24 protein-coding genes are annotated in these 25,294 nt (G+C 71.1%); 13 read left to right on the forward strand and 11 right to left on the reverse strand.

Annotated elements, in window-relative coordinates; all coding sequences use genetic code 11:
- Positions 1-4 precede the first annotated feature (4 nt).
- Both QSK34_RS35070 and QSK34_RS35075 read right to left on the reverse strand, forming a co-directional pair.
- On the reverse strand, positions 5-472 hold the full coding sequence (locus QSK34_RS35070) for a GNAT family N-acetyltransferase (protein WP_285590752.1): 468 nt from the start codon (positions 470-472) through the stop codon (positions 5-7).
- 24 nt (positions 473-496) lie between these two features.
- Positions 497-1,414: a phosphotransferase family protein gene (locus QSK34_RS35075; protein WP_285590754.1), complete on the reverse strand. Its 918-nt coding sequence runs from the start codon at positions 1,412-1,414 to the stop codon at positions 497-499.
- Between the two features lie 93 nt (positions 1,415-1,507).
- Between QSK34_RS35075 and QSK34_RS35080 the strand changes: the two genes are divergently transcribed.
- From QSK34_RS35080 to QSK34_RS35090, 3 genes are all read left to right on the forward strand, one after another.
- On the forward strand, positions 1,508-4,267 hold the full coding sequence (locus QSK34_RS35080) for a hypothetical protein (RefSeq protein WP_285590756.1): 2,760 nt from the start codon (positions 1,508-1,510) through the stop codon (positions 4,265-4,267).
- Positions 4,268-4,378: 111 nt separating this feature from the next.
- Entirely contained in the window at positions 4,379-4,786 is a 408-nt protein-coding gene (locus tag QSK34_RS35085) for a DUF3147 family protein (RefSeq protein WP_285590758.1), read from the forward strand.
- Between the two features lie 199 nt (positions 4,787-4,985).
- On the forward strand, positions 4,986-5,444 hold the full coding sequence (locus QSK34_RS35090) for an ester cyclase (protein ID WP_285590760.1): 459 nt from the start codon (positions 4,986-4,988) through the stop codon (positions 5,442-5,444).
- Here QSK34_RS35090 and QSK34_RS35095 read toward each other — a convergent pair.
- Entirely contained in the window at positions 5,439-6,446 is a 1,008-nt protein-coding gene (locus QSK34_RS35095; protein ID WP_285590762.1) for a TerC family protein, read from the reverse strand. The genes QSK34_RS35090 and QSK34_RS35095 overlap by 6 nt on opposite strands.
- 225 nt (positions 6,447-6,671) lie before the next feature.
- Here QSK34_RS35095 and QSK34_RS35100 point away from each other — a divergent pair, with 225 nt between their 5' ends.
- Positions 6,672-6,797: a hypothetical protein gene (locus tag QSK34_RS35100; protein WP_285590764.1), complete on the forward strand. Its 126-nt coding sequence runs from the start codon at positions 6,672-6,674 to the stop codon at positions 6,795-6,797.
- A gap of 11 nt (positions 6,798-6,808) precedes the next feature.
- Here QSK34_RS35100 and QSK34_RS35105 read toward each other — a convergent pair whose 3' ends face one another.
- The 4 genes from QSK34_RS35105 to QSK34_RS35120 are packed head-to-tail and all read right to left on the reverse strand — an operon-like array spanning position 6,809 to position 11,124.
- Positions 6,809-7,885, reverse strand: a complete 1,077-nt coding sequence (locus QSK34_RS35105) for a thiamine pyrophosphate-dependent enzyme (protein WP_285591166.1) — start codon at positions 7,883-7,885, stop codon at positions 6,809-6,811.
- Positions 7,886-7,906: 21 nt separating this feature from the next.
- On the reverse strand, positions 7,907-8,683 hold the full coding sequence (gene budA / locus QSK34_RS35110; RefSeq protein WP_285590765.1) for an acetolactate decarboxylase: 777 nt from the start codon (positions 8,681-8,683) through the stop codon (positions 7,907-7,909).
- Between the two features lie 50 nt (positions 8,684-8,733).
- A complete protein-coding gene (locus QSK34_RS35115; protein WP_285590767.1) occupies positions 8,734-9,891 on the reverse strand; it encodes an epoxide hydrolase family protein in 1,158 nt (385 codons plus the stop codon).
- 45 nt (positions 9,892-9,936) lie between these two features.
- Positions 9,937-11,124, reverse strand: a complete 1,188-nt coding sequence (locus QSK34_RS35120) for an ROK family transcriptional regulator (RefSeq protein ID WP_285590769.1) — start codon at positions 11,122-11,124, stop codon at positions 9,937-9,939.
- Between the two features lie 197 nt (positions 11,125-11,321).
- Between QSK34_RS35120 and mmsA the strand changes: the two genes are divergently transcribed.
- The 3 genes from mmsA to QSK34_RS35135 all read left to right on the forward strand — a co-directional run bounded on the left by mmsA (position 11,322) and on the right by QSK34_RS35135 (position 15,349).
- Positions 11,322-12,869 carry a multiple monosaccharide ABC transporter ATP-binding protein gene (mmsA, locus tag QSK34_RS35125; protein ID WP_285590771.1) on the forward strand — a complete coding sequence of 516 codons (1,548 nt, stop codon included), beginning with the start codon at positions 11,322-11,324 and terminating at the stop codon, positions 12,867-12,869.
- Positions 12,866-14,164 (forward strand): multiple monosaccharide ABC transporter permease, encoded by a 1,299-nt coding sequence (gene mmsB, locus QSK34_RS35130; RefSeq protein WP_285590773.1) that lies wholly within the window; start codon positions 12,866-12,868, stop codon positions 14,162-14,164. The genes mmsA and mmsB overlap by 4 nt, the downstream gene beginning before the upstream one ends.
- Before the next feature lie 63 nt (positions 14,165-14,227).
- A complete protein-coding gene (locus QSK34_RS35135) occupies positions 14,228-15,349 on the forward strand; it encodes a substrate-binding domain-containing protein (protein WP_285590775.1) in 1,122 nt (373 codons plus the stop codon).
- Positions 15,350-15,362: 13 nt separating this feature from the next.
- On the opposite strand, the gene QSK34_RS35140 is transcribed toward QSK34_RS35135, so the two are convergent.
- The 3 genes from QSK34_RS35140 to QSK34_RS35150 are packed head-to-tail and all read right to left on the reverse strand — an operon-like array spanning position 15,363 to position 18,814.
- On the reverse strand, positions 15,363-17,036 hold the full coding sequence (locus QSK34_RS35140) for an FAD-binding dehydrogenase (RefSeq protein WP_285590777.1): 1,674 nt from the start codon (positions 17,034-17,036) through the stop codon (positions 15,363-15,365).
- 12 nt (positions 17,037-17,048) lie between these two features.
- Positions 17,049-18,131: a tartrate dehydrogenase gene (locus tag QSK34_RS35145; protein WP_285590779.1), complete on the reverse strand. Its 1,083-nt coding sequence runs from the start codon at positions 18,129-18,131 to the stop codon at positions 17,049-17,051.
- Positions 18,128-18,814 (reverse strand): GntR family transcriptional regulator, encoded by a 687-nt coding sequence (locus QSK34_RS35150; RefSeq protein WP_161483793.1) that lies wholly within the window; start codon positions 18,812-18,814, stop codon positions 18,128-18,130. Before QSK34_RS35150 ends, QSK34_RS35145 begins: the two co-directional genes overlap by 4 nt.
- Positions 18,815-18,915: 101 nt before the next feature.
- Between QSK34_RS35150 and QSK34_RS35155 the strand changes: the two genes are divergently transcribed.
- The 5 genes from QSK34_RS35155 to QSK34_RS35175 are packed head-to-tail and all read left to right on the forward strand — an operon-like array spanning position 18,916 to position 23,196.
- Positions 18,916-20,157, forward strand: a complete 1,242-nt coding sequence (locus QSK34_RS35155) for an MFS transporter (protein WP_285590782.1) — start codon at positions 18,916-18,918, stop codon at positions 20,155-20,157.
- Positions 20,154-21,119, forward strand: coding sequence for an NAD(P)-dependent oxidoreductase (locus tag QSK34_RS35160; RefSeq protein WP_285590784.1), 966 nt, complete (start codon positions 20,154-20,156; stop codon positions 21,117-21,119). The genes QSK34_RS35155 and QSK34_RS35160 overlap by 4 nt, the downstream gene beginning before the upstream one ends.
- 7 nt (positions 21,120-21,126) lie before the next feature.
- Positions 21,127-22,485 (forward strand): acyclic terpene utilization AtuA family protein, encoded by a 1,359-nt coding sequence (locus QSK34_RS35165; protein ID WP_285590786.1) that lies wholly within the window; start codon positions 21,127-21,129, stop codon positions 22,483-22,485.
- A complete protein-coding gene (locus QSK34_RS35170; protein ID WP_285590788.1) occupies positions 22,482-22,799 on the forward strand; it encodes a DUF4387 domain-containing protein in 318 nt (105 codons plus the stop codon). The genes QSK34_RS35165 and QSK34_RS35170 overlap by 4 nt, the downstream gene beginning before the upstream one ends.
- A gap of 4 nt (positions 22,800-22,803) precedes the next feature.
- Positions 22,804-23,196, forward strand: a complete 393-nt coding sequence (locus tag QSK34_RS35175; protein WP_285590790.1) for a hypothetical protein — start codon at positions 22,804-22,806, stop codon at positions 23,194-23,196.
- 15 nt (positions 23,197-23,211) lie between these two features.
- Here the strand turns inward: QSK34_RS35175 and QSK34_RS35180 are convergent, their stop codons facing one another.
- On the reverse strand, positions 23,212-24,477 hold the full coding sequence (locus QSK34_RS35180; protein ID WP_285590791.1) for a hypothetical protein: 1,266 nt from the start codon (positions 24,475-24,477) through the stop codon (positions 23,212-23,214).
- A gap of 354 nt (positions 24,478-24,831) precedes the next feature.
- On the opposite strand from QSK34_RS35180, the gene QSK34_RS35185 reads away from it, so the two are divergent.
- Positions 24,832-25,137, forward strand: a complete 306-nt coding sequence (locus QSK34_RS35185; protein ID WP_285590794.1) for a hypothetical protein — start codon at positions 24,832-24,834, stop codon at positions 25,135-25,137.
- Positions 25,138-25,294: the final 157 nt, after the last annotated feature.

Raw genomic sequence — 25,294 nt, forward strand, 5'->3', positions numbered from 1 at the left:
AGGCTCAGAGCGGCAGCCGCAGCACGCGTTCGCCCTCGTGGTCGGTCCCGGTGTCCTGGAAGCCCAGCCGCAGGTAGAAGCCCATCGGGGAGCCGATCTCCCCGGGGTGCACGCTGGTCAGCAGCTCCGTGGCGCCGGGACGGGTGCCCAGGTAGTCGCGCAGCGCGGCCAGGGCGGCCCGGCCGTGGCCGCGTCCCTGGTGGTCGGCGTCGATGAGCAGCCGCCACAGGAAGTAGGGCCCGAGGATCGACGGGTCGCCCGGCGGGACGCCGTCGCTGATCATGAGGAAGCCGACCGGCGTCTCGCCGGCGTAGATCGCCCAGTAGCGCGGCATCGCCTGCGGATACCGTTCGGCGTCGGCGAAGGAGTCGGCGACGCTCGCCACGTACTCCTCCTGGACGGGGGAGACCCGCAGGGCCGTCACCGCGGCGCGGTTGTCGTCGGTGACGGGACGAAGTGTGACATCGGCCATGACGCGGATCCTGTCACGATCAGGTCAGGCGCGGGCGCCGATCAGGGTGGTCACATAGGCGTCCAGGCGCTCCTCGACGACCCGCGTCGTCAGGTCGGTCCGGCCCGCCTCCCGCCACGGCCGCGACACCACCGCGACCTCCTCCGAGCAGGCCATGCCGTCCCGGACCTGCCAGTACAGGCGCTCGTCCGGGGCCTCGGCCAGCACGCCGCCGGCCTCTTCATATGCCTCCGCGAACCTCCGGCCCCACTCCGGTCCGTGCAGGAGGGCGAGGTTGGTGGAGCAGTGGGCCACGTCGAGGTCCGCCGGTCCCCAGGAGGTCGCCGCCCAGTCGACGACGCCGGTGATCCGGGGCGGCACGTCGAACAGGACGTTGCCGGGCTGGAAGTCCCGGTGCACGACCCGCCCGTCAAAGGGCGGCGGGGGACGGCGGATCATGTCGATCGCCTCGGCCCAGGCCGCCGCGTCGGCGCCCGCCGGGACCACGACCGTGTCGGCGGTCGTCAGCGTCACGTAGTGCCGGGGCCGTTCGGCGGGCCGCAGTGCGTGGATGGCCACGAGCTGACGGGCCAGCAGCGGGACACGGGTCTCGATGCCCGCGTCGTCGAGGACCACCCGGCCCGTCAGATGGGTCATCAGGAGCGAGGGGTGCTCGCAGTGCGCGGCGGTCGCGTCGACCGCGACCAGTTCCGGGGCCGGTACGCCGGAGCCCGCGCAGAGGGTCAGGGCGTGCGCCTCCCGGTTCAGCCACTCCTCGGCGTCCGCCACGTCGACGAAGGTCCGCAGCACCAGGTGACGGGTGTCACCGTGGGGGGTGCCGACGGTCAGGCGCCGCATGTCGGCGGTGATGCCGCCGTGCAGGGGCTCCGCCGTGACGACGCGTTCACCGGCGTCCAGGTGCCGGTGCACCCAGGCCAGGGTCGACGGTCGGAGGGTGGTCACCGCCCTACTTCACCATCCCGGCGCCCGCCGGGCCACCGGTGATGGCGGGTCAACCCTCTCCTCATCCGATAGTCCCCACCGCAGAATGTGGTCGTGACTCCCAGGGGCCGGAAGGTGTCACCGATCACGCTGGTGCTCATCCCCGTGGCGATCGGGCTCGTCGGCAATCTCTGGACCAGCACCGTGGCGGTCGACGCGTGGTGGTTCGGCCCGCTCACCGCGTTCCTGGTGGCCGCTCTCGTGGTCTGGTCGATCCGGATCGAGCTGGCACGCTCGCGCCCGGCGCCCGCCGAGGAGGAGGCCCTCCTCGAAGAGGCGGCCACGTCCCTCCGCGCCGCCGTACGCCGCCAGTGGCGGGCCGAGTCGAGGGTGCTGGCGCTGGACAACCCGCAGCCGATGCCCGTGCGCTGGAACCTCGTCGAAGAACCCGTCTTCGACGCCGGGCCTGACGGGGTGACCGTTTCGGGCGAGGTGACCTGGTCGGGTTCGGCCGACCGCGTCGACGAGCTGGCGGAGTCGTACCGGAGGATCCCGAAGGGGCGGCTGATCATTCTCGGGGGAGCGGGGGCCGGGAAGACCACGCTCGCCGTCCAGCTCGTGCTCAGCCTCGCGGAGGACCGCGACGGGCCGGTGCCCGTGCTGGTGTCGGCGGCCGGGTGGGACCCCTCGGTCCAGCCCGACTTCGTGGGCTGGTTCGCCACCCGCCTCGACCAGGGGTACGGCTGGCTGCGGGGCTTCGGCCCCGAGACCGCCGCGAACCTGTTCTCCGACGCCCACGTCATCCCGGTTCTGGACGGGCTCGACGAGGTCCCCGCCGACGTCCGCCCGCTGATCCTCACGGGGCTCAACGCCGCCCTGTCGCGGCGGAACCGGTTGATCATCACCTGCCGCAGGGACGAGTACGGCGAGGCCGTCCGGGCCGGGCAGACCATCAGCGACGGCGCGGTGATCGAGGCCGAACCGGTCTCCCCGGTCGCGGCGGCCGACTACCTCTCGGCCGTGATCGGCCGCACGACCCTCACATCGGAATGGCGGGAGGTCATCGCCCGCCTGCGGCGGGACCCGCCCCGCCCGCTCGCCGAGACGGCGTCCAGCCCGCTGGGCCTGTGGCTGCTGCGCGCCACCTACGCCGACGCCCGGGAGTCTCCGGAGACGCTGCTGGACACCGCGCGGTTCCCGAGCGGCGACGAGCTCCGCGCGCATCTGTTCGACCGCCTGATTCCGACGGCGATCAGCGCCCGCCCTCCGACGACGCATCCCGCGACCGACCTGTTCCGTCCCCGCCGCCGATACACCTCCGGCCAGATGACCCGCTGGCTGGGCAACCTCGCCCTCCTCCTGGAGCACACGCCCAACCCCGACCGCCGGGTGGGCAGGCCGAGTCTGGGCAGCCGCGACCTGGCCTGGTGGCGGCTGGGTGCGCACGTCCTGACGCACCGTCCGCCGGGGCCCTTCGGCTATCTCGGGGTGCTCGCGAGCGGGGTCCTGTGGGCGGTGGCCGTGGGGGTGGTCGCCCTCGGCCTGCCGTTCTGGTGGGCGCTGGGAGCGGCGGTGATCATCATGGTCGAATATCACGAGGGGCCCGCGGGCGACCACTGGTCATGGGAACGGGATCTGCCGGGATCGGCGGACGTCCGGATCCGGGGCCGGTCCGCGGACCTGTTCCGCGAGCTGGCGTCCCGGGCCGGCCTGGCCCTCCTGCTGCTCGCCGGGTTCGGCGCGCTGTTCGGGGGTCTGCACGTCCTGGCGCTGGTGTCCGGCGCCGCCTTCCCGTACGCGCTCACGCTCCTTCTCCTGTACGGGCTGACCTTGGCCCTCACCGTGGTCTCCGGGTCCGTCACGGCGTGGCTGGACGAGAACGCCGCCGGCACGCCGGTGGAGCAGTGGAGGGCCGACCGGCGGCTCACCGTGACCCGCGTCGTGGCCGGTGCGGTCATCGGTGCGATGTTCGGCGCCGTCGTCGCCGTGATCGTCCGGCCGGAGCCGGTTGTCACAGTCACGGCCCTCTCGGCGGCGGCGGGCGCGCTGACCGCGTTCACGGGCGGCACCCGCCACGCGTGGCCGGTGTACCTCGTGGCGGCCGCGCGGCTGGCCCGCCGAGGTCTGCTGCCGCGCCGTCTGATGGAGTTCCTCGACGACGCCCACCGGCTCGGGCTGCTGCGTGTGGTCGGCCCCGTGTACCAGTTCCGGCACGCCGAGTTCCAGGACCACCTCGCCGCCCGGTTCCGCCCGGAGGCGCCGCCGCGCCCGGTGGTCCGGCCGACGCCCGTCGTGACGCCCCCCACGCGGGGAGCCGTGGCCGATCTGCGGCCGGCGCGGCTGACCACGATCACGGCGTACAGGGACGTCCTGGACGTCGCCTTCCACCCCGGAGAAGACATCCTGGCACTGACCACCACAGGCCGGACCCGGATGGTCGGCCTCGACGGCGGCCTGCGGAGGACCTTCCGCTACGGCGGCCCGCTCGCCCGCTTCGAGCGCCACGCCGCCACCGCCGCCAAGGCCGTCTTCAGCCCCGACGGGACGTCGCTGGCCACCGCCGGGGACCGCATCACCCGGATCTGGGACGTCTCGACCGGCGCTCCCCTGCACACCTTCGGCGAGGGGTCGACCAGCGTCGTCTTCAGTCCCGACGGCCGATTGCTGGCGACCGCGGCGCGGACGGCCGCCACGGTGCTCCGCGATGCCGTGACGGTCACCGAGATCTTGCGGATCACCCAGCCGTCCTTTCCGACGCGGGTCGCCTTCGACACCGACGGGACGCGGCTCGCGACGTGCTGCCGGGGCGGCGAGGTGCAGGTGTGGCGGATCTGGCCCGGACAGGATCACCTCGGCGCCGCGCCCACGGCATGAGATCGCCGTCGGTGGGCAGTGACCCTGCTCCGGCCCCCCTGACCGAAGGACGCCTATGGACGGGATCCGCCCGCTCGTCGCCCACCCCCTCGCCGTGTCGGTGGTGCCGTCATGATCCGGGAGGAGGGCATCCGCCTGCGGTTGCCCTCCATGTCGGTGCGGGGCCTGGCCGTGCGGTTCGCCGTCGGCGCGGCGGTCTTCGTGGTCGCCGGGCTGATCGGGAACCGGTGGGGGCCCGTGGTGGGCGGCATCTTCCTGGCCGTGCCCGCCGTCGTCGCCGCCGCGCTGACCCTGATCCAGACCAAGGAGCAGCGGGCCCGACCGGCCGTCCCGGACGCCCGGGGCATGGCGCTGGGAGCGGTCGGGCTGGTCGGGTTCGCCGGATGCGTCTGGGGACTGGCGGTGACGCTGCCCGCCTGGCTGGCGCTCGTGTTCGCCACCCTGGTGTGGGCGGTGATCGCCGACATCCTCCATCTGGTCTTCGGCCGCCCGGCCGCGAAGGCCGGTCCTTTGTCTTGATGGCACGGTCATGGGACGGCCGGGAAAGCCCGGCCGCTTCCCGAACGTGCGCACGACGGTATCGAGATCGGCGGCTGACTTCGTGCTGGGTAGCCTCAGGATGAAGGGGGATTGAGACGTCGGCCCCACACGATGTCATCCCGATTTCCGGCCTCGATGAGGCGATGTCTCCTCCCGCCACTGCGGAAGGGCCTTTGTCATGTCCGATCCTTGGGAGATCAGACGCCGTCTGAGCGACGCGATCAACGCTCACGATCTGCCCCGCCTGCTCGGGATGTACAGTCCCGACGCCGTCCTCGTCGCCCCGGCGGGCATCGCGGAGGGACGGGACCAGATCGCCTGGTTCTACGAGCAGGCCTTCGGCGCCTTTCCTGACTACCGCCAGACGGCGTGGCTGGAGGTGCCCGGTGACGATCCCATGGTCAGGGAATGGGTGTTCACCGGGACCCACCTGGGGCCCTTGCTCCTGCCCGACGGGCGTGAGATCGAAGGGACCGGGCGTCACGTCACGGTCCGCGCCGCGTGCATGACCTATGTCGTCGGGGACCTGGTGGTCACCCACCGCGACTACTACGACCAGCTGGAGCTGTACAGCCAGCTGGGCTTCGGCCTGTCCGAGCTGCCGCGCGCCGTCGGCCAGGCACGCGCGGGGTCATAGCCTCTCCCGCCTGCGGCCGGCGGCCGGTTCGGCGGGCGGCCGGTCGCGGCGGTTGGCCAGCACGCTCGTCACCGTGACGGTGGCCAGGATCGCCACGATCACCCCGAGCGAGAGCAGCGTCGGGATCTCCGGCACCCACGTCCAGACCTGGTGGGCCCAGTGCAGGATGAGCTTGATCCCGATGAAGGCGAGGATCACGCCGAGGCCGTGGTTGAGGTGCCGGAGCTTCGTCAGCACGTCCATGAGCACGAAGTAGAGCGCGCGCAGGCCCAGCAGGGCGAAGGCGTTGGTGGCGAACACGAGGAACGGGTCCTGGGTCACGCCGTACACGGCGGGCACCGAGTCGACGGCGAAGACGATGTCGGTGGCGAAGACCGCCACCACGGCCAGCGCCAGCGGGGTCAGCGCGCGCCGGCCGCCCTCGCGGACGACCAGGCGGGAACCCCGGTAGTCGTCGGTGATCGGCATGAGGCGGCGCAGCAGCCGGACGGTGCGCATGGACGAGATGTCGACCTCGTGCCCGTGCCCGCCCGCCGCGTCCTTGACGATCTTCCCGGCGGCGGCGATCAGGATCGCGCCGAACAGCAGGAACGCCCAGGTGCCGCTCTGCAGGACGGCCGCCCCGAGGGCGATGAAGACCGCGCGCAGCGCCAGCGCCCCGATGATGCCCAGCAGCAGGACCCGCTGGGCCAGCGCGTCGGGCACCGCGAAGGACGACAGCAGCAGCATGAACACGAACAGGTTGTCCACCGACAGCGACTTCTCCACCATGTAACCGGTGTAGAACTCCACCGCGACGCCGGAGCCGTGCACGCCCCAGACGTACACGCCGAAGAGCAGCGGCAGCGCCAGGTAGAAGACCGACCATCCCACGGCCTCGCGCATCCGCACCTCGTGCGGACGCCGGGTCAGGATGAAGTCCACGGTCAGCAGCAGGGCCAGGGCGGCGACGGTGATCGCCCACAGGGCCGGTGAACCGATCGTCTGCAGATCGGCTGGCATGAAACCCCCTCGAACGGCTGTTCGAGGTCTCCTTCGCCCGCTCTCGCGCGGGCGGCCATCCGGGAACGTTCGTCACGTCCGTACTGACCGGATCGGCTCTTGGGAAGTACTCCCCCCGTCATCCCAGGTTAGGGGGGTCCGCGGGGGTGACTCCAGACATTTGACCAGGTCTGTGCCCTGGACGGATAGTGAAAAGAACACCCGGACGGCCGAGGAGGGGATTTCATGTCGGGCACCCTGATCCTGGAGATCCTGCTGGGTGTTCTGGTGCTGATCTGCGCGGTCATCACCAACGCCGCCCTGTGGCCGACCGTGCGGCGCTCTCACACCCCCGACGCCCGCGGGCGGTGACGGGCGCGGGCTCAGGTCAGGACGCCGTCGTGCAGGTGGGCGAACAGGCCGGCGTTGTGGCTGTAGTCGACGCGCACGTCGATGACCGTCACGCCGGGCATGGTCAGCGTCTCGCGGCTCAGGGCGTTCCGTAGCTCGGCCTCGAACTCCTCCATGGTCGAGACCCTGATCCCGCGGGCGCCGAAGGCCCCGGCGTACTGGACGACGTCGTAGTCGCCGAGCCGGATTCCGGAGGTGCGCCCGTATTTCAGCTTCTCCTGGAAGGCGACCATGTCGTAGGTGTCGTCGCGCAGGATCACGTGGGTCAGCCGCAGGCCCAGCCGGGTGGCCGTCTCCAGCTCCTGCGCGGTGAACAGGAACCCGCCGTCGCCGGAGATCGACACGACCTGGGTGGCCGGGCGGAGCAGGGCGGCCGCCATGGCCCACGGCAGCGCGACGCCCAAGGTCTGCTGGCCGTTGGAGAACAGCAGGTGGCCGGGCTCGTAGCTGCGGAAGTGCCGGGCGGTGTAGATGTAGTTCGAGCCGACGTCGGCCACGACCGTGGCGTCGTGGTCCTCCAGCTTGCGCGACACCACGCCGGCCGCCTGGAAGGTCTCCACCACCGGCAGGTCGGTGCCGGCGAGGAGCTCGCGCAGGGCGGCGCAGGCGTCCGGGCCGGCCGACCGCAGCCCGGCGAGCACCACCGGCCGCTCGGCGTCGCGGATCAGCTCCACCGCCCGCCGGATCCGGTCACGGGGAGCGGGGCCGAGTGAGGGCACCGGCATCGGGCCTTGGATCCGCGCGCCGGTCGGCGCGGCGGCCACGTCCATCGGAAGGATCACCGCCGCCGCGCCGCGCGGCTCGGTCACGGCGGCCCGCAGGGCGTTGGCGATCGCCTCGGTGACGTCGTCGGGATCGTCGACCTCGCCGACGTACTTGGTGACGGGCCTGAGCGCGGCGGAGGCGTCCATCGTCTGGTGGGTGCGCTTGAGCCGGTCGCGCCGGGCGACCGCGCCGCAGATCGCGAGCATGGGGAACTGCTCGGTGGTGGCGGTGATCAGGCCGGTGACCAGGTTGGTCGTGCCAGGCCCCGAGTTGACCGCGCCGATCCGTCGTCGTGGCTCATGTGCTCAGCCGCCTTCCGCCTGGTGGATCCGCGCGGCGACGTCGCCGCTGGTCAGGTTGGAGTCGAGGAACTGCCGGGTCCGGGGGAGGCTCAGATGGATCTCCGACCGGACGCTCAGCTCGATCGTGCCGCGCTCCAGCCGGAAGCCCAGCGAGTGCCCGCCGCGCCGCCCGCTCTCGTCGACGAAGTGCAGGTGGTAGCCGGCCACCGAGATGCCCTGCTCGAAGTCGGGCGTGCGGAAACCGGCCAGCGTCCCCCTGACGTCGGTGAACGTCGTCTCCCCCTGTCCTTTGGTCGCCTCGGTCAGCGGCGGGAACGGCGGTGTCTGCTCCATGACGGTCCGGGTGTGGACCTGGCCGAACGTTCCGGTGATGCGGATGGCGTAGATCACGTTGACGCTGCTGACGGAGCCGTCGATCAGCTCGGTCACGGCGGCGTGGTCGCCGCCCGACGTGACCGGGATGGTCATGTCGGGCCGGAACCGGGTGACCACCGCGAAGGGCGTCTTCTCGTCCATGGCCGCGACGTGGGCGCTGCCGTCGGCGCGCAGATGGTGGCAGACGCCGTCGAGGATCAGCATCTCGCCGTCGAGCCGGTTGAAGGTCCCGACGCCGAAGTCCCCGTGTTTCAGCAGCTCACCGATGGTCACGTCGCCCTCGTAGACCCCTTCGAGGAGCGCGCTCATGGTGGAGGTCTGGTAGATCTCCCGTGATCGCCTGGCGTCTCCGGCCCCGCTGACGTGGGCGAGCAGGTTGCGCGCCCATCCGTGGAACACCTCCATGCCGAGCCCCCGCTCTCCGGCTGTGGTCCACTCTCAACGATAACGAGGGCTCAGCCCGTCGTCGCGGTCCGGTAGGGGCGGAAGAACGCGCGCAGTTCCTCGGCGTAGATCTCGGGCTCCTCGAAGGCGGCGAAGTGGCCGCCGCGGGCGGGTTCGGTCGCGCGCACGACGTTCGCGGTGCGTTCGAGCCAGGCCCGGGGCGGCCGGACGATGTCACCGGCGAAGATCGAGAAACCGGACGGGACCTCGACCCGGCGGGCGAGTTGCGCGGGCGGGATGGCGGCGTTGGCCCGGTACATGCGCATCGAGGAGCCGATCGTGCCGGTGAGCCAGTAGATCGTCAGGTTCGTGAGGATCTCGTCCATGGTGAAGGCGGAACCGGCGTCGCCGTGGCTCCACGCCTGGAACTTCTCCACGATCCACGCGGCGAGCCCGGCCGGCGAGTCGGTGAGCCCGACCGCCGCCGTCTGCGGTTTGGTGCGGTGCATGGCGGCATAGGCCCCCTCGTCCCGGCCCCACACCACGGCGCCCTCCATCCAGGCGCGCTCCTCCGGGGTGAGCTCCGCCGGGTCACCCGCGAAGAACGGCACTCCGGCGTCGGTACGGTGCACGGCCGTCACCCGCTCGGGGTGGTCGAGCGCGAGGTAGCGGCTCACATGGCTGCCGATGTCCCCGCCCGCGGCGCCGAACGTCCGGTAGCCGAGCAGGTCCATGAGCTCGGCCCACAACCCGGCCACGGCGACGGAGTCGAGGGCCGGGCCCTTCGGGATGTCGGAGTAGCCGAAGCCCGGCATGTCCGGCACGACGACGTCGAACGCGTCGGCGGGGTCGGCGCCGTGCGCGCCGGGGTCGGTCAGGAGCGGGATGACCTTCTGGTAGCGCCAGAACGAATCGGGCCAGCCGTGGCTGAGCACCAGCGGCATCGCCCGGCCGGCCGGCGCGACCGCCTTGGCGTGCACGAAATGGATCCCGAGGCCGCCCACCGTCGCGCGGAAGCGGGGGAGCCGCAGGAGCTCGGCCTCCCGCGCCGGCCAGTCGAACCCGTCCGCCCAGTAGGCGACCAGCTCACGGAGGTAGTCCAGGTCGGTCCCGAGTGACCAGCCCGCGTCGTCGGGGCTGTCGGGCCAGCGCGTCGCGCGCAGCCGCGCCCGGAGGTCGTCGAGCGCCGCGGCGCCGGTCTGCTGGGTGAAGGGCTCGAAACCGGACATGGGCCGCATGCTACTCACCACCCGCTCGCCGGCCCGGCGACGGGGTCAGTGCGACAGGAAGGCCGACAACTGCGGCGAGTACGTGGTGTGCAGGACCAGCGTCGCCGCTCCCACCACGGCGGCGTCGGCGCCCAGGGGAGAGGCGGCCACCTCGACGACCCGGATGTGCCGCGACAGCGGCCGGGTGGACAGGGCGGCGGCGACGGCCGCCGCGAACCGGTCTTCGACGTGCTCGATGCCGTGGCCGCCCAGCACGATGAGGTCGACGTCGACGAAGTTGGCGACGCTGACGGCGACCGACGCCACGTGGGCGGCCGCCTCGTCGATGATCCCCACCGCGAGCGGGTCTCCGTTCGCCGCCGCGAGCAGGACCGCTGCGTGGTCGACGGCGGCCGGGTCGGCGGCGAACGGCTCGGCGAGCACGCCGCGGCCGCCGGAGGCGAGCCTCGCGTGCGCCTGCTCCACCAGGGCCGATGGGTTGACCAGACGTTCGAGGCAACCGTGGTTGCCGCAGTAGCACGCGGGCCCGTCGGCGAGCACGGTGGAGTGGCCGAACTCGCCGGCGTTCAGCGAACCGCCCCGGTAGACCTGGTGGTTGAGGATGAGCCCGCCGCCGATGCCGGTGCCGAAGTAGAGGTAGGCGAAGTGGGCCACCCCCTTGCCCGCGCCCGACCAGCGTTCGGCGACGGCGGCGGCGGTGGCGTCGTTGTCGAGCGTCACGGGCAGCCCGGTCGCCTCGGCGAGCATGCGCTGCACCGGCACCCGCGTCCAGTTCGAGAGCTGGGGCGGGGCCACGATCAGGCCGCGGTTCTGGTCGAGCGGCCCGGGCGCGGCCAGGCCGACGCCGAGCACCCGGTCGGACGGGACCTGCGACTCGGCCAGCACCTCGCCGACGAGCGCGGCCATCGCGGCGACGACGTCGGCCGGGTCGGTCCCCGAGCTGACCGGCCGCCGCCGGACGGCCAGCGGCCGGCCGAGGAGGTCGACGACCGTGCAGGTGAGCTTCACGGGGTCGAAGTGCACCCCGACCGCCGCGCGCGCGTCGGGATTGAGGCGGAGCGTGGTGCGCGGCTTGCCGCCGTTGAGCACGCGGCTGGCGCCGTCCTCCCGCACCATGCCCTCGTCGATGAGCCGGCGGACGATGCCGGAGACGGTCTGCGGGGTGAGCCCGGTGCGTTCGGCGATCTCGACGCGGCTGATGCCGTCGGCGAGCTGGATTTGGTCCAGCACCACAGCTTGGTTGTATCGTCCCACTTTGGGAAGATTTGTACCCGCCTGTCGCACTCAGGGTCCTTCCTGCTCGTCTGTCGGGTCACAGTCTGCATCAGAGCGTTGACTTAGTAAATCCAATGGATTTATGGTCCTTCGGATAGTTCTAACAACTAAGTCATGAAACAAGTGAGGCATGTTGTGACCACGGAGACTCGTCCATGACGAGCGCGCCGGTCCTGCTGGAGATGCGGTCGATCACCAAGACGTTCCCCGGTGTCACCGCGCTGGCCGACGTGAACCTCGAGGTGCGGCAGGGCGAGATCCACGCGATCTGCGGGGAGAACGGCGCCGGCAAGTCGACGCTCATGAAGGTGCTCAGCGGCGTCCATCCCCACGGGACCTACACCGGTGACATCGTCTACCAGGGCGAGCAGGTGCGCTTCTCCGACATCCGGGCGAGCGAGAAGGCGGGCATCGTGATCATCCACCAGGAGCTCGCGCTGGTGCCCGGCATGTCGATCACCGAGAACATCTTCCTCGGCAACGAGCCGCGCAAGCGGGGCGGCATCGACTGGAAGGCCGCGCAGCGCCGGGCGCTGGAACTGATGGAGGAGGTCGGCCTCCGTGAGGACCCCGACACCCTCATCAAGGACATCGGCGTCGGCAAGCAGCAGCTCGTCGAGATCGCCAAGGCATTCGCCAAGGACGTCAAGCTGCTCATCCTGGACGAGCCGACCGCCGCGCTCAACGAGGCCGACTCCCGGCACCTGCTCGACCTGCTGCGGGGCATCCGCGACCGGGGAGTGACCTCGATCATCATCTCCCACAAGCTGAACGAGATCGAGGCCATCGCCGACACCATCACGATCCTGCGCGACGGCCGCACGATCGAGAGCCTCGACGTCAAGGCCGACGGCGTCAACGAGGACCGCATCGTGCGCGGCATGGTCGGCCGCGAGCTGCACAGCCGATTCCCCGAGCACACGCCGAACATCGGCGAGGTCTTCTTCGAGGTGCGCGACTGGACGGTGCGCCACCCGATCTCGGCCGACCGGCTGGTGTGCAAGGGATCGAGCTTCAACGTCCGGCGCGGGGAGATCGTCGGGTTCGCCGGGCTCATGGGCGCCGGGCGCACCGAGCTGGCGATGAGCCTGTTCGGCCGCTCCTACGGGGTCTACCTGAGCGGCCGCGTCTTCAAGGACGGCGAGGAGGTCCAGCTCCGCACGGTGTCCGACGCCATCGACCACGGCCTGGCCTACGTCAGCGAGGACCGCAAGGCGATCGGCCTCAACCTGCTCGACGACATCAAGACCTCGATGGTCGCGGCCAAGTTGTCGAAGGTCGCCCACCACGGCGTCATCGACCCGGTGCGCGAGTACCGCTACGCCGAGGAGTACCGGCAGAGCCTGCGGGTCAAGACGCCCAGCGTCGACGAGGGCGTGACCAAGTTGTCGGGCGGCAACCAGCAGAAGGTCGTGCTGGCCAAATGGATGTTCACCGACCCCGACCTGCTGATCCTCGACGAGCCCACCCGGGGCATCGACGTGGGCGCCAAGTACGAGATCTACGGGATCATCCAGCGGCTGGCCGACCAGGGCAAGGGCGTCATCGTCATCTCCTCCGAGCTGCCCGAGCTCATCGGCCTGTGCGACCGCATCTACACGGTCTTCGAGGGCACGGTCACCGGCGAGGTCCCCCGCGCCGAGGCCGACCCGGAACTCCTCATGAAACAGATGACCTCTACCAAGAAGACCCCGATCCGATGAGCCGAATCAAAGACCTCCAGAAGAACCTGTTCGGGGGCACCACCTCCAACGCCCGCCAGTTCGGCATGATCTTCACGCTCGTGGCCATCGTGCTGCTGTTCCAGATCTGGACCGACGGCCTGACGCTGACCTCGGGCAACCTCATCGCCGTCGTCAGCCAGTACTCCTACATCCTCATCCTGGCCATCGGCATGCTGATGGTGATCGTGGCCGGGCACATCGACCTGTCGGTCGGCTCGGTCGCCGCCTTCACCGGCATCGTGGTGGCCAAGACCATGCAGGAGTTCTCCCTGCCGTGGCCGGTGGGCATCCTGCTCGGGCTGGCCGTCGGCGCGCTGATCGGCGCCTGGCAGGGCTTCTGGGTCGCCTACGTCGGCGTGCCGGCGTTCATCGTGACGCTGGCCGGCATGCTGCTGTTCCGCGGCGGCAACCAGTACATCGGCAACGCCGACACCGTCCCGGTGCCGGAGGGCTTCCGTACGATCGGCGCCGGGTTCCTGCCCGAGGTGGGGCCGAACACCGGCTACAACAACCTGACGCTGCTGCTCGGCCTGGCCGCGTGCGCGGGCGTGATCTGGCGGGAGCTGAAGGCCCGCCAGACCCGGCGCGAGATGAACGCCGACGTCGCGCCGATGTGGATCTCGGTGCTCCGGATGGCCGTCATGGTCGGCGTCATCGTGTTCGCCACGCTGCGCTTCGCCGGCGGCCGGGTCGGCACCAGCCTGCCGATCTCCGGCATCATCCTGATCGCCCTGGTGCTGGCGTACTCCCACTACACCCGCAACACCATCGGCGGCCGGCACATCTACGCGGTGGGCGGCAACTCCCGCGCCGCCGAACTGTCCGGCGTGAAGCTGAAGCGGGTCAACTTCCTCGTCATGATGAACATGTCCGTCCTGGCCGCGCTGGCCGGGATGATCTTCGTGGCGCGGTCGTCGGCCTCCGGCCCCCAAGACGGCCTGAGCTGGGAGCTCGACGCCATCGCGGCCGTCTTCATCGGCGGCGCGGCCGTCTCCGGCGGCCTCGGCACCATCAGCGGGTCCATCGTCGGCGGCCTGGTCATGGCCCTGCTGAACAACGGCCTGCAGCTCGAAGGCGTCGGCTCCGACATGGTCCAGATCATCAAGGGCCTGGTCCTGCTGCTCGCGGTGGCCTTCGACGTCTACAACAAGAGCCAGGGCCGCTTCTCGATCATCGGGTCGCTGATGCGCCCCTTCCGCCGGGACGATCCGGCCCCACCGGCCAATCGACCTTCCCCGTCGTCGGACGCCGACAAGGCTCCGGTCGCCGGTTGACCTCCCCGGGCGCGTTCCCCACACGCCCGTGACATCACCATCCCCAGAAGGGCTAGTTTCACCATGCGGAAATATCTGACCAGGAGCGTCGCGTTGATCGGCGCCGTGGCGCTGCTCACGCTGGGCGCCTGCTCCAACGAGCGGGAGGGCGCCCCGGCCGCGGACACCGGCGCCAGCGCCGCGCCGGCCAAGGGCTTCGCCGCCGACGCCCTCATCGGGGTGGCCCTGCCGTCCAAGACCTCCGAGAACTGGGTGCTCGCCGGTGACCTGTTCACCAACGGGCTCAAGGAGGCCGGCTTCACCTCCGACGTCCAGTACGCGGGCGCCTCCACCACCGTCGCCGACCAGCAGGCCCAGATCTCCGCCATGGTCACCAAGGGCGCCAAGGTCATCGTGATCGGCGCCACCGACGCCGCGCAGCTCACCACCCAGGTCAAGCAGGCCAAGGAGGCCGGCGCGGTGGTCATCGCCTACGACCGGCTGATCACCAACACCCCCGACGTCGACTACTACATCGCCTTCGACAACTTCAAGGTCGGCCAGCTCCAGGGCCAGGCGCTCCTGGACGGCATGAAGGCCAAGAAGCCCGAGGGCCCGTGGACGATCGAGCTGTTCTCCGGCTCGCCCGACGACAACAACTCGGGCGTGTTCTTCAACGGCGCGATGGACGTGCTCAAGCCGCTGATCGACAGCGGCGACGTCGTGGTCGGCTCCGGCCAGACCGACATCAAGCAGACCGCCATCCAGGGCTGGAAGGCCGAGAACGCCCAGCAGCGCATGGACTCGCTGCTGACCTCCACCTACAACGGCGACAAGAAGCTCGACGGCGTCCTGTCGCCGAACGACACGCTCGCCCGCGCGATCATCACCTCGGTCAAGGGCGCCGGCAAGGACATCCCGGTCGTGACCGGCCAGGACTCCGAGGTCGAGTCGGTCAAGTCGATCATGGCCGGTGAGCAGTACTCCACGATCAACAAGGACACCCGCAAGCTGGTGGCCGAGACGATCAACATGGTCAAGTCGCTCCAGGCCGGCAACGAGCCGACCATCAACGACAAGGACTCCTACGACAACGGCCAGAAGGTCGTGCCGGCCTACCTCCTCCCGCCGGTCATCGTGACCAAGGACAACGCCGCCGAGTCGTACGCCAACGACCCGAAGCTGGCCCCGCTCACCCAGGGCTGACCCCGCGCGGCGTTCAGCCGGTCGCCTCGGCGGCGGCCCGCCCGGCCTGACGGCCGGACAGCAGGCAGCCGCCGAGGAAGGTGCCCTCCAGGGCGTTGTAACCGTGCAGGCCGCCGCCCCCGAAACCGGCGGCCTCACCCGCCGCGTACAGGCCGGGGACGGGCCGGCCGTCCGGGCCGAGGGCGCGGGAGTCGAGGTCGGTCTGGAGGCCGCCGAGGCTCTTCCTGGTCAGGACGTGCAGCCGGACGCCGATCAGCGGACCGGCCAGCGGGTCGAGCAGGCGGTGCGGGACGGCGGTGCGGCTGAGCCGGTCGCCGAGGAAACGCCGCGAGTTGTGGATGCCCTGGATCTGCGCGTCCTTGCTGTAGGGGTTGGCGACCTGCAGGTCGCGGGCCACGATCTGGCGGCGCATCGTGCCGGCGTCGAGCAGGGCCTCGCCGGTCAGGCCGTTCATCTTCGCCACCAGTTCGTCCAGGGTGCCGGCGACGACGAAGTCCGCGCCGCGCCGTTTGAAGGCGTCCACCGGAGCGGGGGCGCCCTTGCCGAAGATCCGGCTGCGCAGCACCGCCTTCCGGTCGCCGCTGGTGATGTCGGGGTTCTGCTCCGAGCCCGACAACGCGAACTCCTTCTCCAGGATCGTCTGGGTAAGCACGAACCACGAGTGGTCGTATCGGGCGATGTCAGGATCGGTGCGCAGGTGCTTGAGGGTGCCGAGGGTGTCGTAGCCGGGCAGGCAGGGTTCGGGCAGGCGGCGGCCCAGGGCGTCGAACCACATCGACGACGGGCCCGGCAGGATGCGGATCGCGTGGCCGGGCCACACCGGGTCCCAGTTCTGCACGCCCTCGGTGTAGTGCCACATCCGGTCGGGGTTGACGATCCGCGCCCCGGCCTTCTCGCTGATGGCCAGCATGCGGCCGTCGACGTGGGCCGGAACTCCGGTGATCATGTGCTGCGGAGGGCTGCCCAGCCGGTCGGGCCAATAGCGGCGCACCAGGTCGTGGTCGCCGCCGATGCCGCCGCTGCTGACGATGACCGCCTGCGCGGTCAGCTCGAACGTGCCGGTCACCTCGCGGCTGGAGCTCACCCCGCGCGGTGACTCGTCCGCCGCCAGCACGCTCCCGCGCACCCCGGTGACGGCTCCGTCGTGCACGACGAGCTCGTCGACCCGATGGCGGTGGTGGAAGGTCAGCAGGCCCGCCGCGGCCGCCGCCTGGGCGCTGCGCATGAACGGCCCCACCACGCCCGTGCCGGTGCCCCAGGCCACGTGGAAGCGGGGCACGGAGTTGCCGTGACCGTCGGCCCGCAGCGTGCCGCGCTCCGCCCACCCGACGACCGGCGTCAGCCGGATGCCGTGGGCGTCGAGGTAGGACCGCTTCTCACCCGCGGCGAACTCGACGTAGGCGCGGGCCCAGCGCACCGCCCAGCGGTCCTCGTCGTCCAGGCGGTCGAACCCCGCGCTCGCCTGCCAGTCGCTCCAGGCCAGCTCGAAGGAGTCGCGCACCCGCAGGCGGCGCTGCTCGGGCGAGTTCACCAGGAAGAGCCCGCCGAACGACCAGTACGCCTGCCCGCCCAGGTTGGCGGCGTTCTCCTGGTCGACCAGCGCCACCTTCCTGCCCCGGGTGGTCAGCTCGTGCGCGGCGACCAGCCCGGCCAGGCCCGCGCCCACGATGATGACGTCCGCGTCCATGGTCGTGCTCCTCTAACGCCGTACGGCGCGGGCGGCGATCGCCCGGCCGAGTTCCGTGGTGGTGCCCCGGCCGTGCAGGTCGGGGGTGAGCGGGGCCTCGCCGGGGCCCGCCGCGAGCACGTCCTCGATCGCGCCCAGCAGGTGGGCCGCCGCGTCGGGGTGGCCGAGGTGGTCGAGCATCATCGAGGCGCACCAGATCTGCCCGATCGGGTTGGCGACGCCGCGACCGGCGATGTCGGGCGCGGAGCCGTGCACCGGCTCGAAGAGGCTCGGGTGGGTGCGGTCGGGGTTGATGTTCGCGCTCGGGGCGATGCCGATCGTGCCGGTGCAGGCGGGGCCCAGGTCGGACAGGATGTCGCCGAACAGGTTGCTGGCCACCACGACGTCGTAGCGGTCGGGGTGCAGCACGAAGTCGGCCGCCAGCGCGTCGATGTGCTTCTTGTCCCAGGCGACGCCGGGGAAGCGCTGCGCCATCTCCTCGACGCGTTCGTCCCAGTAGGGCATCGAGATCGAGATGCCGTTGCTCTTCGTCGCCGACGTCAGGTGCCGGGCCGGCCGCCGTCCGGCCAGCTCGAAGGCGTAACGGAGCACGCGGTCGACGCCCACGCGGGTCATCACCGTCTCCTGCAGCACGGTCTCGCGCTCGGTGCCCTCGAAGATCCGCCCGCCGACGCTGGAGTACTCGCCCTCGGTGTTCTCCCGGACGACCACGAAGTCGACGTCACCCGGCCCGCGCCCGGCCAGCGGACTGCGCACGCCGGGCATCAGGCGGCAGGGGCGCAGGTTGACGTACTGGTCGAAGACGCGCCGGAACAGCAGGAGGCTGCCCCACAACGAGACGTGGTCGGGCACGACCTCCGGCCACCCGACGGCGCCGAAGAAGATCGCGTCGTAGGAGCCGAGGGTCTCCTGCCAGCCGGGCGGCAGCATCGTGCCGTGCCGCCGCCAGTAGGCGGCGCTGGCGAAGTCGAAGTGGTCGAACCGCAGGTCGAGGCCGAACACCCCGGCCGTCGCCTCCAGGGCCCGCAGTCCTTCCGGCACGACCTCCGTGCCGATCCCGTCGCCGGGGATCACGGCGATCCGGTGGGCCGTCATCGGTCGCCCCGGCGCAGCGCGTCCAGGCCGCCCTGGGCGTCGTCGATGACCAGCCGTTCGGCGGTCACCGGGTCACCCTGGCGCAGGGCGCGCACCAGGGCGCGGTGACCGGCGTAGCGGTCGAGACCGAACCTCTCGTCCTCGGCGATCTTCTCCAGGCGCAGCGCCCGGCGTTCGGGCCGGGAGAAGACCCGGGACTGTTCGAGGAGCCGGATCAGCACGGGGTTGGCCGCGCACGCGTTGACCGCGTCGTTGAACTCCTCCATGCGGTCGAGCAGCGCGCTGACGTGGCGGTCGACGTTCTCGCCGTTGCGGTGCCGGTTGACGATGACGATCAGCAGGTCGTCGGCGGCGTCGAGGATCGTGTCGAGCGCGTCGAGCTGTTCGGGGGTGGCGTTGCGGGCGGCGAACCTGGCCACCAGGCCGCGCAGGCCGATCTCGACCTCGGCCAGGTCGTCGATGGCGCGTTCGGCGATGTCGGCCACCACGACCGTGCGGGGGCCGGTGCGCTCGATGAGCCCCTCGTGTTCGAGCCGCACCAGCGCCTCGCGTACCGGGGTCGGGCTGACCGTGAGCCGTTCGGCCAGGCCCCGTTCGGTCACCTTCTGGCCCGGCCGGAGCGACCGGGTGCCGATCTCCTCGCGGAGGGCCTCGTAGACGGCGTCGGCGCGCTTGACCATCATGCCGATCACGATAACAGCAGCAATGGCAATCGCTCGATGCTATCTGTTGACTTTTTTGCTATGGCAAATAGTGTGACTGCTGTCACAGCGAGGAGGACGCCATGGCGAGCACGACCCAGGGCACCCGAAGGATCACGTTCTACGTGGCCCTGGCGGTGTTCGCCCAGGAGTCGACCTGGAACTTCTACGACAACCGCGTGCCCGAACTGCTGCGCGACCACATCGCCGGCGCCGCCGTCATCGGCCTGCTCATGGGCATGGACAACCTGCTGGGCATCTTCGTCCAGCCCTACATGGGCAACCGGTCCGACAACACCCGCACCGCCTGGGGCCGACGCATCCCCTACCTGGCGGTCATGATGCCGCTGGGGGCGGTGCTGTTCCTGCTCATCCCGCTGGCCGGGTCGCTGGGCCCGCTGATCCTGGTCATCTTCCTGTACGCGCTGGTGATGAACAGCTTCAAGCCCGTCAGCGAGTCGCTCATGCCCGACTTCATCGGGCCCGACCGCCGCAGCCGCGCCAACGCCGTCGTGAAGATCGCCTCGGCGCTCACCACGGTCGTCGCGGCCCTGGTCAGCCTGCTGCTGGTGGACGATCATCCGGAGCTCGCCTTCGCCGTGCCCGCCGCCCTCATGCTGGTGGCCGCCGCGGTGCTGGTCACCGGGGTGCGCGACAGCCGCTCCCCGGCCTACCAGGCCGCCCTCGCCGAGGACGCGACCGGCCCGCACCTCCACGACGCGAAGGTCACGACGCGGGCCGTCATCGGCGACCTGGTGTTCGCCGCCGACCGGAGCCGGTTGTTGCTGATCGTCGCCGTGTTCGTCTTCGGGGGAGCGTGGTTCGCCTCGCGCTCGCTGATGACCCCCTACGGCGTCGAGGTGCTCGGCCTGTCCGACGGCGAGGCGGGCGGGCTGACGCTGCCGAGCGGCGTCGTGTTCATCCTGGCGGCCTTCCCGGCCGCGCTGCTGGCCGAGCGGTTCGGGCGGCTCCGGGTGATGGCCGCCGGGATCGCCCTGTTCGCCGCGGGCCTGCTGCTCGGCGCCGCCGTCCCGGTCACGGCGGTCACCGTCGTGGCGTTGTGCCTGGGCACGGCCGGCGCCGCCGCCTTCATCGTCAACGCCGTCGTCGTGTTGTGGAACCTGGCCCCGTCGAGCCGCGTGCTGGGCACCTACACCGGCCTGTACACGGTCGGCTGGGCCGGTGGGGGATTCGCCGGACCGGCCCTCGTCGGCCTGGCGGTCGACCTCACCGGATGGCGGCTGATGCTCCTGCACATCGCGGTCCTGGCCGTCGCCGCCGTCGTGCTGGTCCTCCGCGTCGACCGGCTGCGGGCCGCCCGATGACCACCACCGTCCTGGTCACGACCGACTACCTGACGCCCGGCGACGAGGTCGACGTGCTCCTGCGCGAGGCCGGTCTCACCACCCGCCACCACCCGCTGCGCGGCGTCCGCGAACCCGGCGAGCTCGTCGCCGTCCTGAACGGCTGCGCGGGCGCGCTGATCGCCAACGAGCCGATGACGGCCGAGGTGTTCGCCGAGTCCCCGGCGCTGCGCGCGGTCGTGCGCACCGGCGTGGGATACGACTCGGTCGACGTCGCCGCCGCCACCCGCGCGGGCGTCTCGGTGAGCAACCTGCCGGGCGTCAACGCCAACGCGGTGGCGGAGTACACGATGGCCCTGCTGCTGGCCCAGGCCCGCCGCCTCGTGCCGGTCGCCGAAGGGGTCCGGGCCGGTCACTGGCCCCGCGACGACGGTGCGGAACTGCGCGGAAAGACACTGGGTCTGCTCGGCTACGGCGCGGCGGCCCGCGCCGTGGCGCCCTTGGCCAGAGCCTTCGGCCTCTCCGTGCTCTGTACGACCGGCGTACCGGAAGACCACCGCCACGACCCCGGCGTGCGCTTCGTCGACCTGCCGGAACTGCTGGCCACGGCCGACTTCCTCTCCGTGCACACCGCCCTTCGGCCGGACACCCGGCACCTGATCGACGCCGCCGCGCTCGCCCGCATGAAGCCGACGGCACACCTGATCAACACCGCCCGGGGCGCGATCGTCGACGAGACCGCCCTGGCCGCCGCCGTGCGCGCGGGCCGCCTCGCCGGCGCCGCCCTCGACGTGACCGGCGTCGAACCCCTCCCGGCCGCCAGCCCGCTGCGGGACGTGCCCGGCATCACCGTCTACTCCCACCTGGCCGGGCAGACGGCCGAGGCCAGGCGGGCCGCCGGTCTGGAGGGCGCGCGCGAACTGATCGCCGCACTGCGGGGACGTCCACGATCCTCGCTCAACGCCCACCTGCTAGAGAGATGAGGACGATGTGATCAGGATCCTGGTCCCCAGCGGAATGCTCGGGGCCGGCTTCCCGCCGGAGACGATCGACCGGGGCCTCGCCCTCGGAGCCGACGTGATCGCCGTCGACGGGGGGTCGACGGACTCCGGGCCGTACTACCTCGGTTCGGGCACGGCCAAGACGAGCGCCGCCGCCGTCGCCCGCGACCTGCGCCTCCTGCTGCGCGCCTCCGCCGGGGCGGGCATCCCGCTGATCGTGGGCTCGTGCGGCACGAGCGGCACCGACTCCGGCGTCGACTGGGTCGCCGCGATCGCCGACACGATCCTGCGGGAGGAGAACCTGGCTCTGCGGGTCGCCCGCATCTACAGCGAGCAGACCGCCGCCGACCTGAAGGAACGGCTCGGCGAGGGCCGCGTCCACCCGCTCGCGCCGATGGAGGCCCTGGACGCCGCCACGCTGGACGCGTGCACCCACATCGTCGGCATGATGGGCCATGAACCCATCGAGGCGGCCCTGTCCGCCGGGGCCGACGTCGTGCTCGCCGGCCGCGCCACCGACACCGCCGTCGCCGCCGCGTACCCGCTGATGAAGGGCATGCCGCCCGGCCCCACCTGGCACGCGTCCAAGATCATCGAATGCGGCGGCCAGTGCACCACCAACCCGCGCGCGGGCGGCGTGCTCGCCACCATCGACCACGACGGCTTCGTCATCGAGCCGCTCGACCCCGCGGCGGCGTGCACGACGACGTCGGTGGCGGCCCACATGCTCTACGAGACCGTCAACCCCTTCGAGATGCGCGAACCCGCGGGAACCCTGGTCGTCTCCGACGCCGTCTACACGGCGCTCGACGACCGGCGGGTGCGCGTCGAAGGCTCCCGCTTCGAGGTCGCCGACCAGTACACGGTCAAGCTCGAAGGCGCCCGCGTCACCGGCTACGAGACCATGTCGTTCACCGCCATCCGCGACCCCCACATCCTCGCCCGGATCGACGACTGGCTCGCGCTGATGCACGAGATCCTCGCGGCCCGGGTGCGCCAGACCCTGGACCTCGGCCCCGGCGACTACGCCGTGGACCTCCGGCCGTACGGGTACAACGCCGTGCTGGGCGACCTCGACCCCGCCTCCGGCCCGCCCCGGGAGGTCGGCGTGATGCTGCTGGTCAACGCCCCCGACCAGGCGACCGCCACTGCCATCGCCAAGATCGCCAACCCGCTGATGCTGCACCTGCCGACCCCCGACATGGACTACCTCCCGAGCCTCGCCTTCGCCACCTCCCCGGCCGAGACCGAACGCGGGGCCACCTATGAGTTCGTGCTCAACCACGTCGTGGACGTCGACGACCCGACCGCCCTTTTCCGCGTCGAGATCGAGGGAGCCCCCCGATGAGCAGCAGGCCCACGCTGGGCGAACTGGCCCTTGAGGTGCGGTCGAAGAACGCCGGGCCGTTCTGGGTGACGATGGAGCTGTTCATGCGCACGGCGGAGGACTACACGACCGTCGCCGACGCACACTTCATCAACGAGCAGGTCGTCGGCGGCCTGTACGGAGTCGACCCGGCGACCGTGCAGATCTTCCGCATCCCCGCCCTCAACGTGGTCAAGATCTCCTTCCCTCGGCCGGTGGCCCAGGGGAGCCTGCGCGACCGCGACATCCACGCGGGCCAGCACCACGTGCCCCTGGCGTCGCTGGTCCCGCCGTGACCCGATGATCGAAAGGGCGAAAAGGGTGCACCCCGCCGACACGAGATACGCCGAGCTGGTGGAAGACCCGATCGGGGGTGAGGTCCTGCGCCTGCTCGACACCGGCGAACGCTTCCCGGGAGAGCGCCAGGAACTGAGAGACCGGGTGATCAAGCAGGCCAAGGCGACCATCGACAAGGCGAAATCGCTCGGAGACGGCCCGGAGGCCGACCGGGTGGCACTGACCGCTCATGCCCTGCGTGTCCTCTACCGGAGCCTGTGGCCCGAGCCCGCCGAGGCGGCGAGCGCGGCCTCGAGTGAGGTCCTCCTCATGAAGGTGTCGAACAGAACCGACATGATGCGCCTGACCGTGCTGCGCAACGTGAGCGAGCGCATCCGGCGCGAACTGCGCCGCTGACCGGTTCGGGGCCCTCTACGCGCCGGCCTGCAGGATGAGATCGGTCTCCGATTCGAGCATCAGGTGCAGGATGTGCAGGCCGGCGGCGGTGGCCGGTGCGACGGGACTGGGAATGCCGGTCAGCCTGACGGGTGTGCCCGCGATCGCTTCGGAGTAGCGGGCGCGGAGCGCCTCGCCGTCCGCCGAGGCGAGGGCGTGCGCGAGGCGCATCATCGCGGCCCGGTGGCGCTCGGCACAGGCGGCGGCCATCTCGGCGATCGGCTCGATGACTCCGGCGGCGCGTGCGCTGTCGGGGAAGCCCGCGGCGAGGAAGGCCAGCCCGCACCGGACGGCTTCGCATTCCTCCGGCCAGCGCCGCAGCAGCGCCGGCGCGACGGCCGCGACGGCGTTCTGGGCCGTCGTCTCCTCCGCGTTCTGACCGAAACCGAGACCGAGGGCAGACCGCCTGTCGGCGTCTCGGGCCGCGAGCCGGCGTCCGACGGTTCCGGCCTCGGCGAGCAGGAACAGAAGAAACGCCCGGTAGGGGGCCGCGACCTGGTCGTGTCCGACGATCCCGGCCAGCAGGGGAACCTGCTCCGCGGTATGGGGCGAGCACGTGCCCTGGTGCAGCACGGCGTCGAAGAGCCCGGACAGCAACTCCTGATCGTCTTCGTAGTGCTCGGGCTCGCCGGTAAGCCACCAGTCGGTCACCGGAGTGGCCGTGCCGTCCGCATGCAACCGGCTCGCGGCCACGCGGACCGTGTCCAGCAGCGGTGGCAATCCTCCCTCGACGGGCGCCGCCGCCGCGACCAACGGCGGCGGGACAACGCGCCGGGCGGGGAAGGACCGCGCGATGGCAGCGCGCCGTCGGTAGGCCTGTTCCTGAGTTTGATCGTGGAGCAGGCCCCTGAGGTCCAGATGGCGCAGGAGCGTTTCACGGTCGGCCATGGACCCGCCGTCGCAGAAGCCCTGATGGCGCCGGGCGACAGCCGCGACCGCGACCTCTTCGCATTCGAGCTGGTGGTCTTCCATGTCGTCGTCGGGGACGAGTTCGTCGACCACCGAGGTGACGTGCCACCAGCCCTCCAGCTCGGGCCGCGAGAACCCGGGTTCGCCGAAGAACGGGTTGGCGAGGTCGAGATGGGGGAGGTAGACCGGCCGCAGCCGCACCCAGCGATGCCCCCGATCGACGAGCTCGGCCGCGAGCAGACGCCCGCGACTTTCGTCGGGCAACGCGATCCGGTACTCCCGGAGCATGGTGACGGGGCTTCCCAGGCGAGAGGACGTACCGTCAACAGGCATTCGTGGATGATAGCTCTGGAAACGCTGCATATCGCTTCTCGCGCACCGGCATCGATGCTGCGAGCCGACTGCCCGGCTTCTCCGGCGTGACGGGGCCACGGCCATGCTTTGGGGGCGCGTCCTCCCGGGCGGACGGCTGGTCGCGAACCGTCCCCGGAGACGAACGGACAATTCTATCCGTGTCCCTTGTTTCAACCGCGTGAAAGCTTCGTTCGGCTGTAAATTACATGCTCCGCCACGAAGAAACAGCATGGTGAGCCACATTCTGGTGACCGGCAGGTCAATAGCGCCTTCGCCTCGGTCCGTTCGAAATTTATCCTCAGGCGATCGAATGATCCGTCCTGTAGGAGAAGCATGAAAAAAGTAACTCGGCTCCGCCGGTTCGGCCTCGTCTCGGCGGTGGTGGCGGCCGGCCTCGCAAGCACGCCCATGGCCGCGCACGCCGACGGTTATGACACCCCCCGCAGCGCCACCGTCGTAGGAGCGGGCAGCACCTATGCGGCCGGGCTCGCGGCGGCCCATCAGCGGTCGCGGGCGGCCGTTCTCGCGGTCGGCCATGACTGTGACGCTGGTACCTACAGCGCCCTGTTGACCTACGCCTCCCCGGGCGGCGGCACGTGGGTCTTCCAGTCCACCCACCAGGCGATGTGCGTCGACTGATCAACCTCGGCCGCTGCCGGGCAGCGGGGCAGGGGAGCCCCGCTACCCGCAGGGGAGGCCGGAAACGGGCATGGTGCCTGGTATTCCCGTTCATGACGCAATTCGCCGTTGCACTACGCGTCAATGCGAAGAGCATGCGACGCTTTTGAGAGCGAGT

It is taken from the genome of Herbidospora sp. NBRC 101105, assembly GCF_030269205.1.
Taxonomy (GTDB): Bacteria; Actinomycetota; Actinomycetes; order Streptosporangiales; family Streptosporangiaceae; genus Herbidospora; species Herbidospora solisilvae.

Bases quoted from the DNA above. Each gene is read 5' to 3' on its own strand.
- mmsB (WP_285590773.1), top strand. From the start codon at position 12,866: ATGAGCCGAATCAAAGACCTCCAGAAGAACCTGTTCGGGGGCACCACC.
- QSK34_RS35160 (WP_285590784.1), top strand. From the start codon at position 20,154: ATGACCACCACCGTCCTGGTCACGACCGACTACCTGACGCCCGGCGAC.
- QSK34_RS35155 (WP_285590782.1), top strand. From the start codon at position 18,916: ATGGCGAGCACGACCCAGGGCACCCGAAGGATCACGTTCTACGTGGCC.
- QSK34_RS35085 (WP_285590758.1), top strand. From the start codon at position 4,379: ATGATCCGGGAGGAGGGCATCCGCCTGCGGTTGCCCTCCATGTCGGTG.
- QSK34_RS35135 (WP_285590775.1), top strand. From the start codon at position 14,228: ATGCGGAAATATCTGACCAGGAGCGTCGCGTTGATCGGCGCCGTGGCG.
- QSK34_RS35095 (WP_285590762.1), bottom strand. From the start codon at position 6,446: ATGCCAGCCGATCTGCAGACGATCGGTTCACCGGCCCTGTGGGCGATC.
- QSK34_RS35115 (WP_285590767.1), bottom strand. From the start codon at position 9,891: ATGTCCGGTTTCGAGCCCTTCACCCAGCAGACCGGCGCCGCGGCGCTC.
- QSK34_RS35185 (WP_285590794.1), top strand. From the start codon at position 24,832: ATGAAAAAAGTAACTCGGCTCCGCCGGTTCGGCCTCGTCTCGGCGGTG.
- mmsA (WP_285590771.1), top strand. From the start codon at position 11,322: ATGACGAGCGCGCCGGTCCTGCTGGAGATGCGGTCGATCACCAAGACG.
- QSK34_RS35175 (WP_285590790.1), top strand. From the start codon at position 22,804: ATGATCGAAAGGGCGAAAAGGGTGCACCCCGCCGACACGAGATACGCC.
- QSK34_RS35170 (WP_285590788.1), top strand. From the start codon at position 22,482: ATGAGCAGCAGGCCCACGCTGGGCGAACTGGCCCTTGAGGTGCGGTCG.
- QSK34_RS35090 (WP_285590760.1), top strand. From the start codon at position 4,986: ATGTCCGATCCTTGGGAGATCAGACGCCGTCTGAGCGACGCGATCAAC.
- QSK34_RS35145 (WP_285590779.1), bottom strand. From the start codon at position 18,131: ATGACGGCCCACCGGATCGCCGTGATCCCCGGCGACGGGATCGGCACG.
- QSK34_RS35180 (WP_285590791.1), bottom strand. From the start codon at position 24,477: ATGCCTGTTGACGGTACGTCCTCTCGCCTGGGAAGCCCCGTCACCATG.
- QSK34_RS35100 (WP_285590764.1), top strand. From the start codon at position 6,672: ATGTCGGGCACCCTGATCCTGGAGATCCTGCTGGGTGTTCTGGTGCTG.
- QSK34_RS35070 (WP_285590752.1), bottom strand. From the start codon at position 472: ATGGCCGATGTCACACTTCGTCCCGTCACCGACGACAACCGCGCCGCG.
- QSK34_RS35140 (WP_285590777.1), bottom strand. From the start codon at position 17,036: ATGGACGCGGACGTCATCATCGTGGGCGCGGGCCTGGCCGGGCTGGTC.
- QSK34_RS35150 (WP_161483793.1), bottom strand. From the start codon at position 18,814: ATGATGGTCAAGCGCGCCGACGCCGTCTACGAGGCCCTCCGCGAGGAG.
- budA (WP_285590765.1), bottom strand. From the start codon at position 8,683: ATGGAGGTGTTCCACGGATGGGCGCGCAACCTGCTCGCCCACGTCAGC.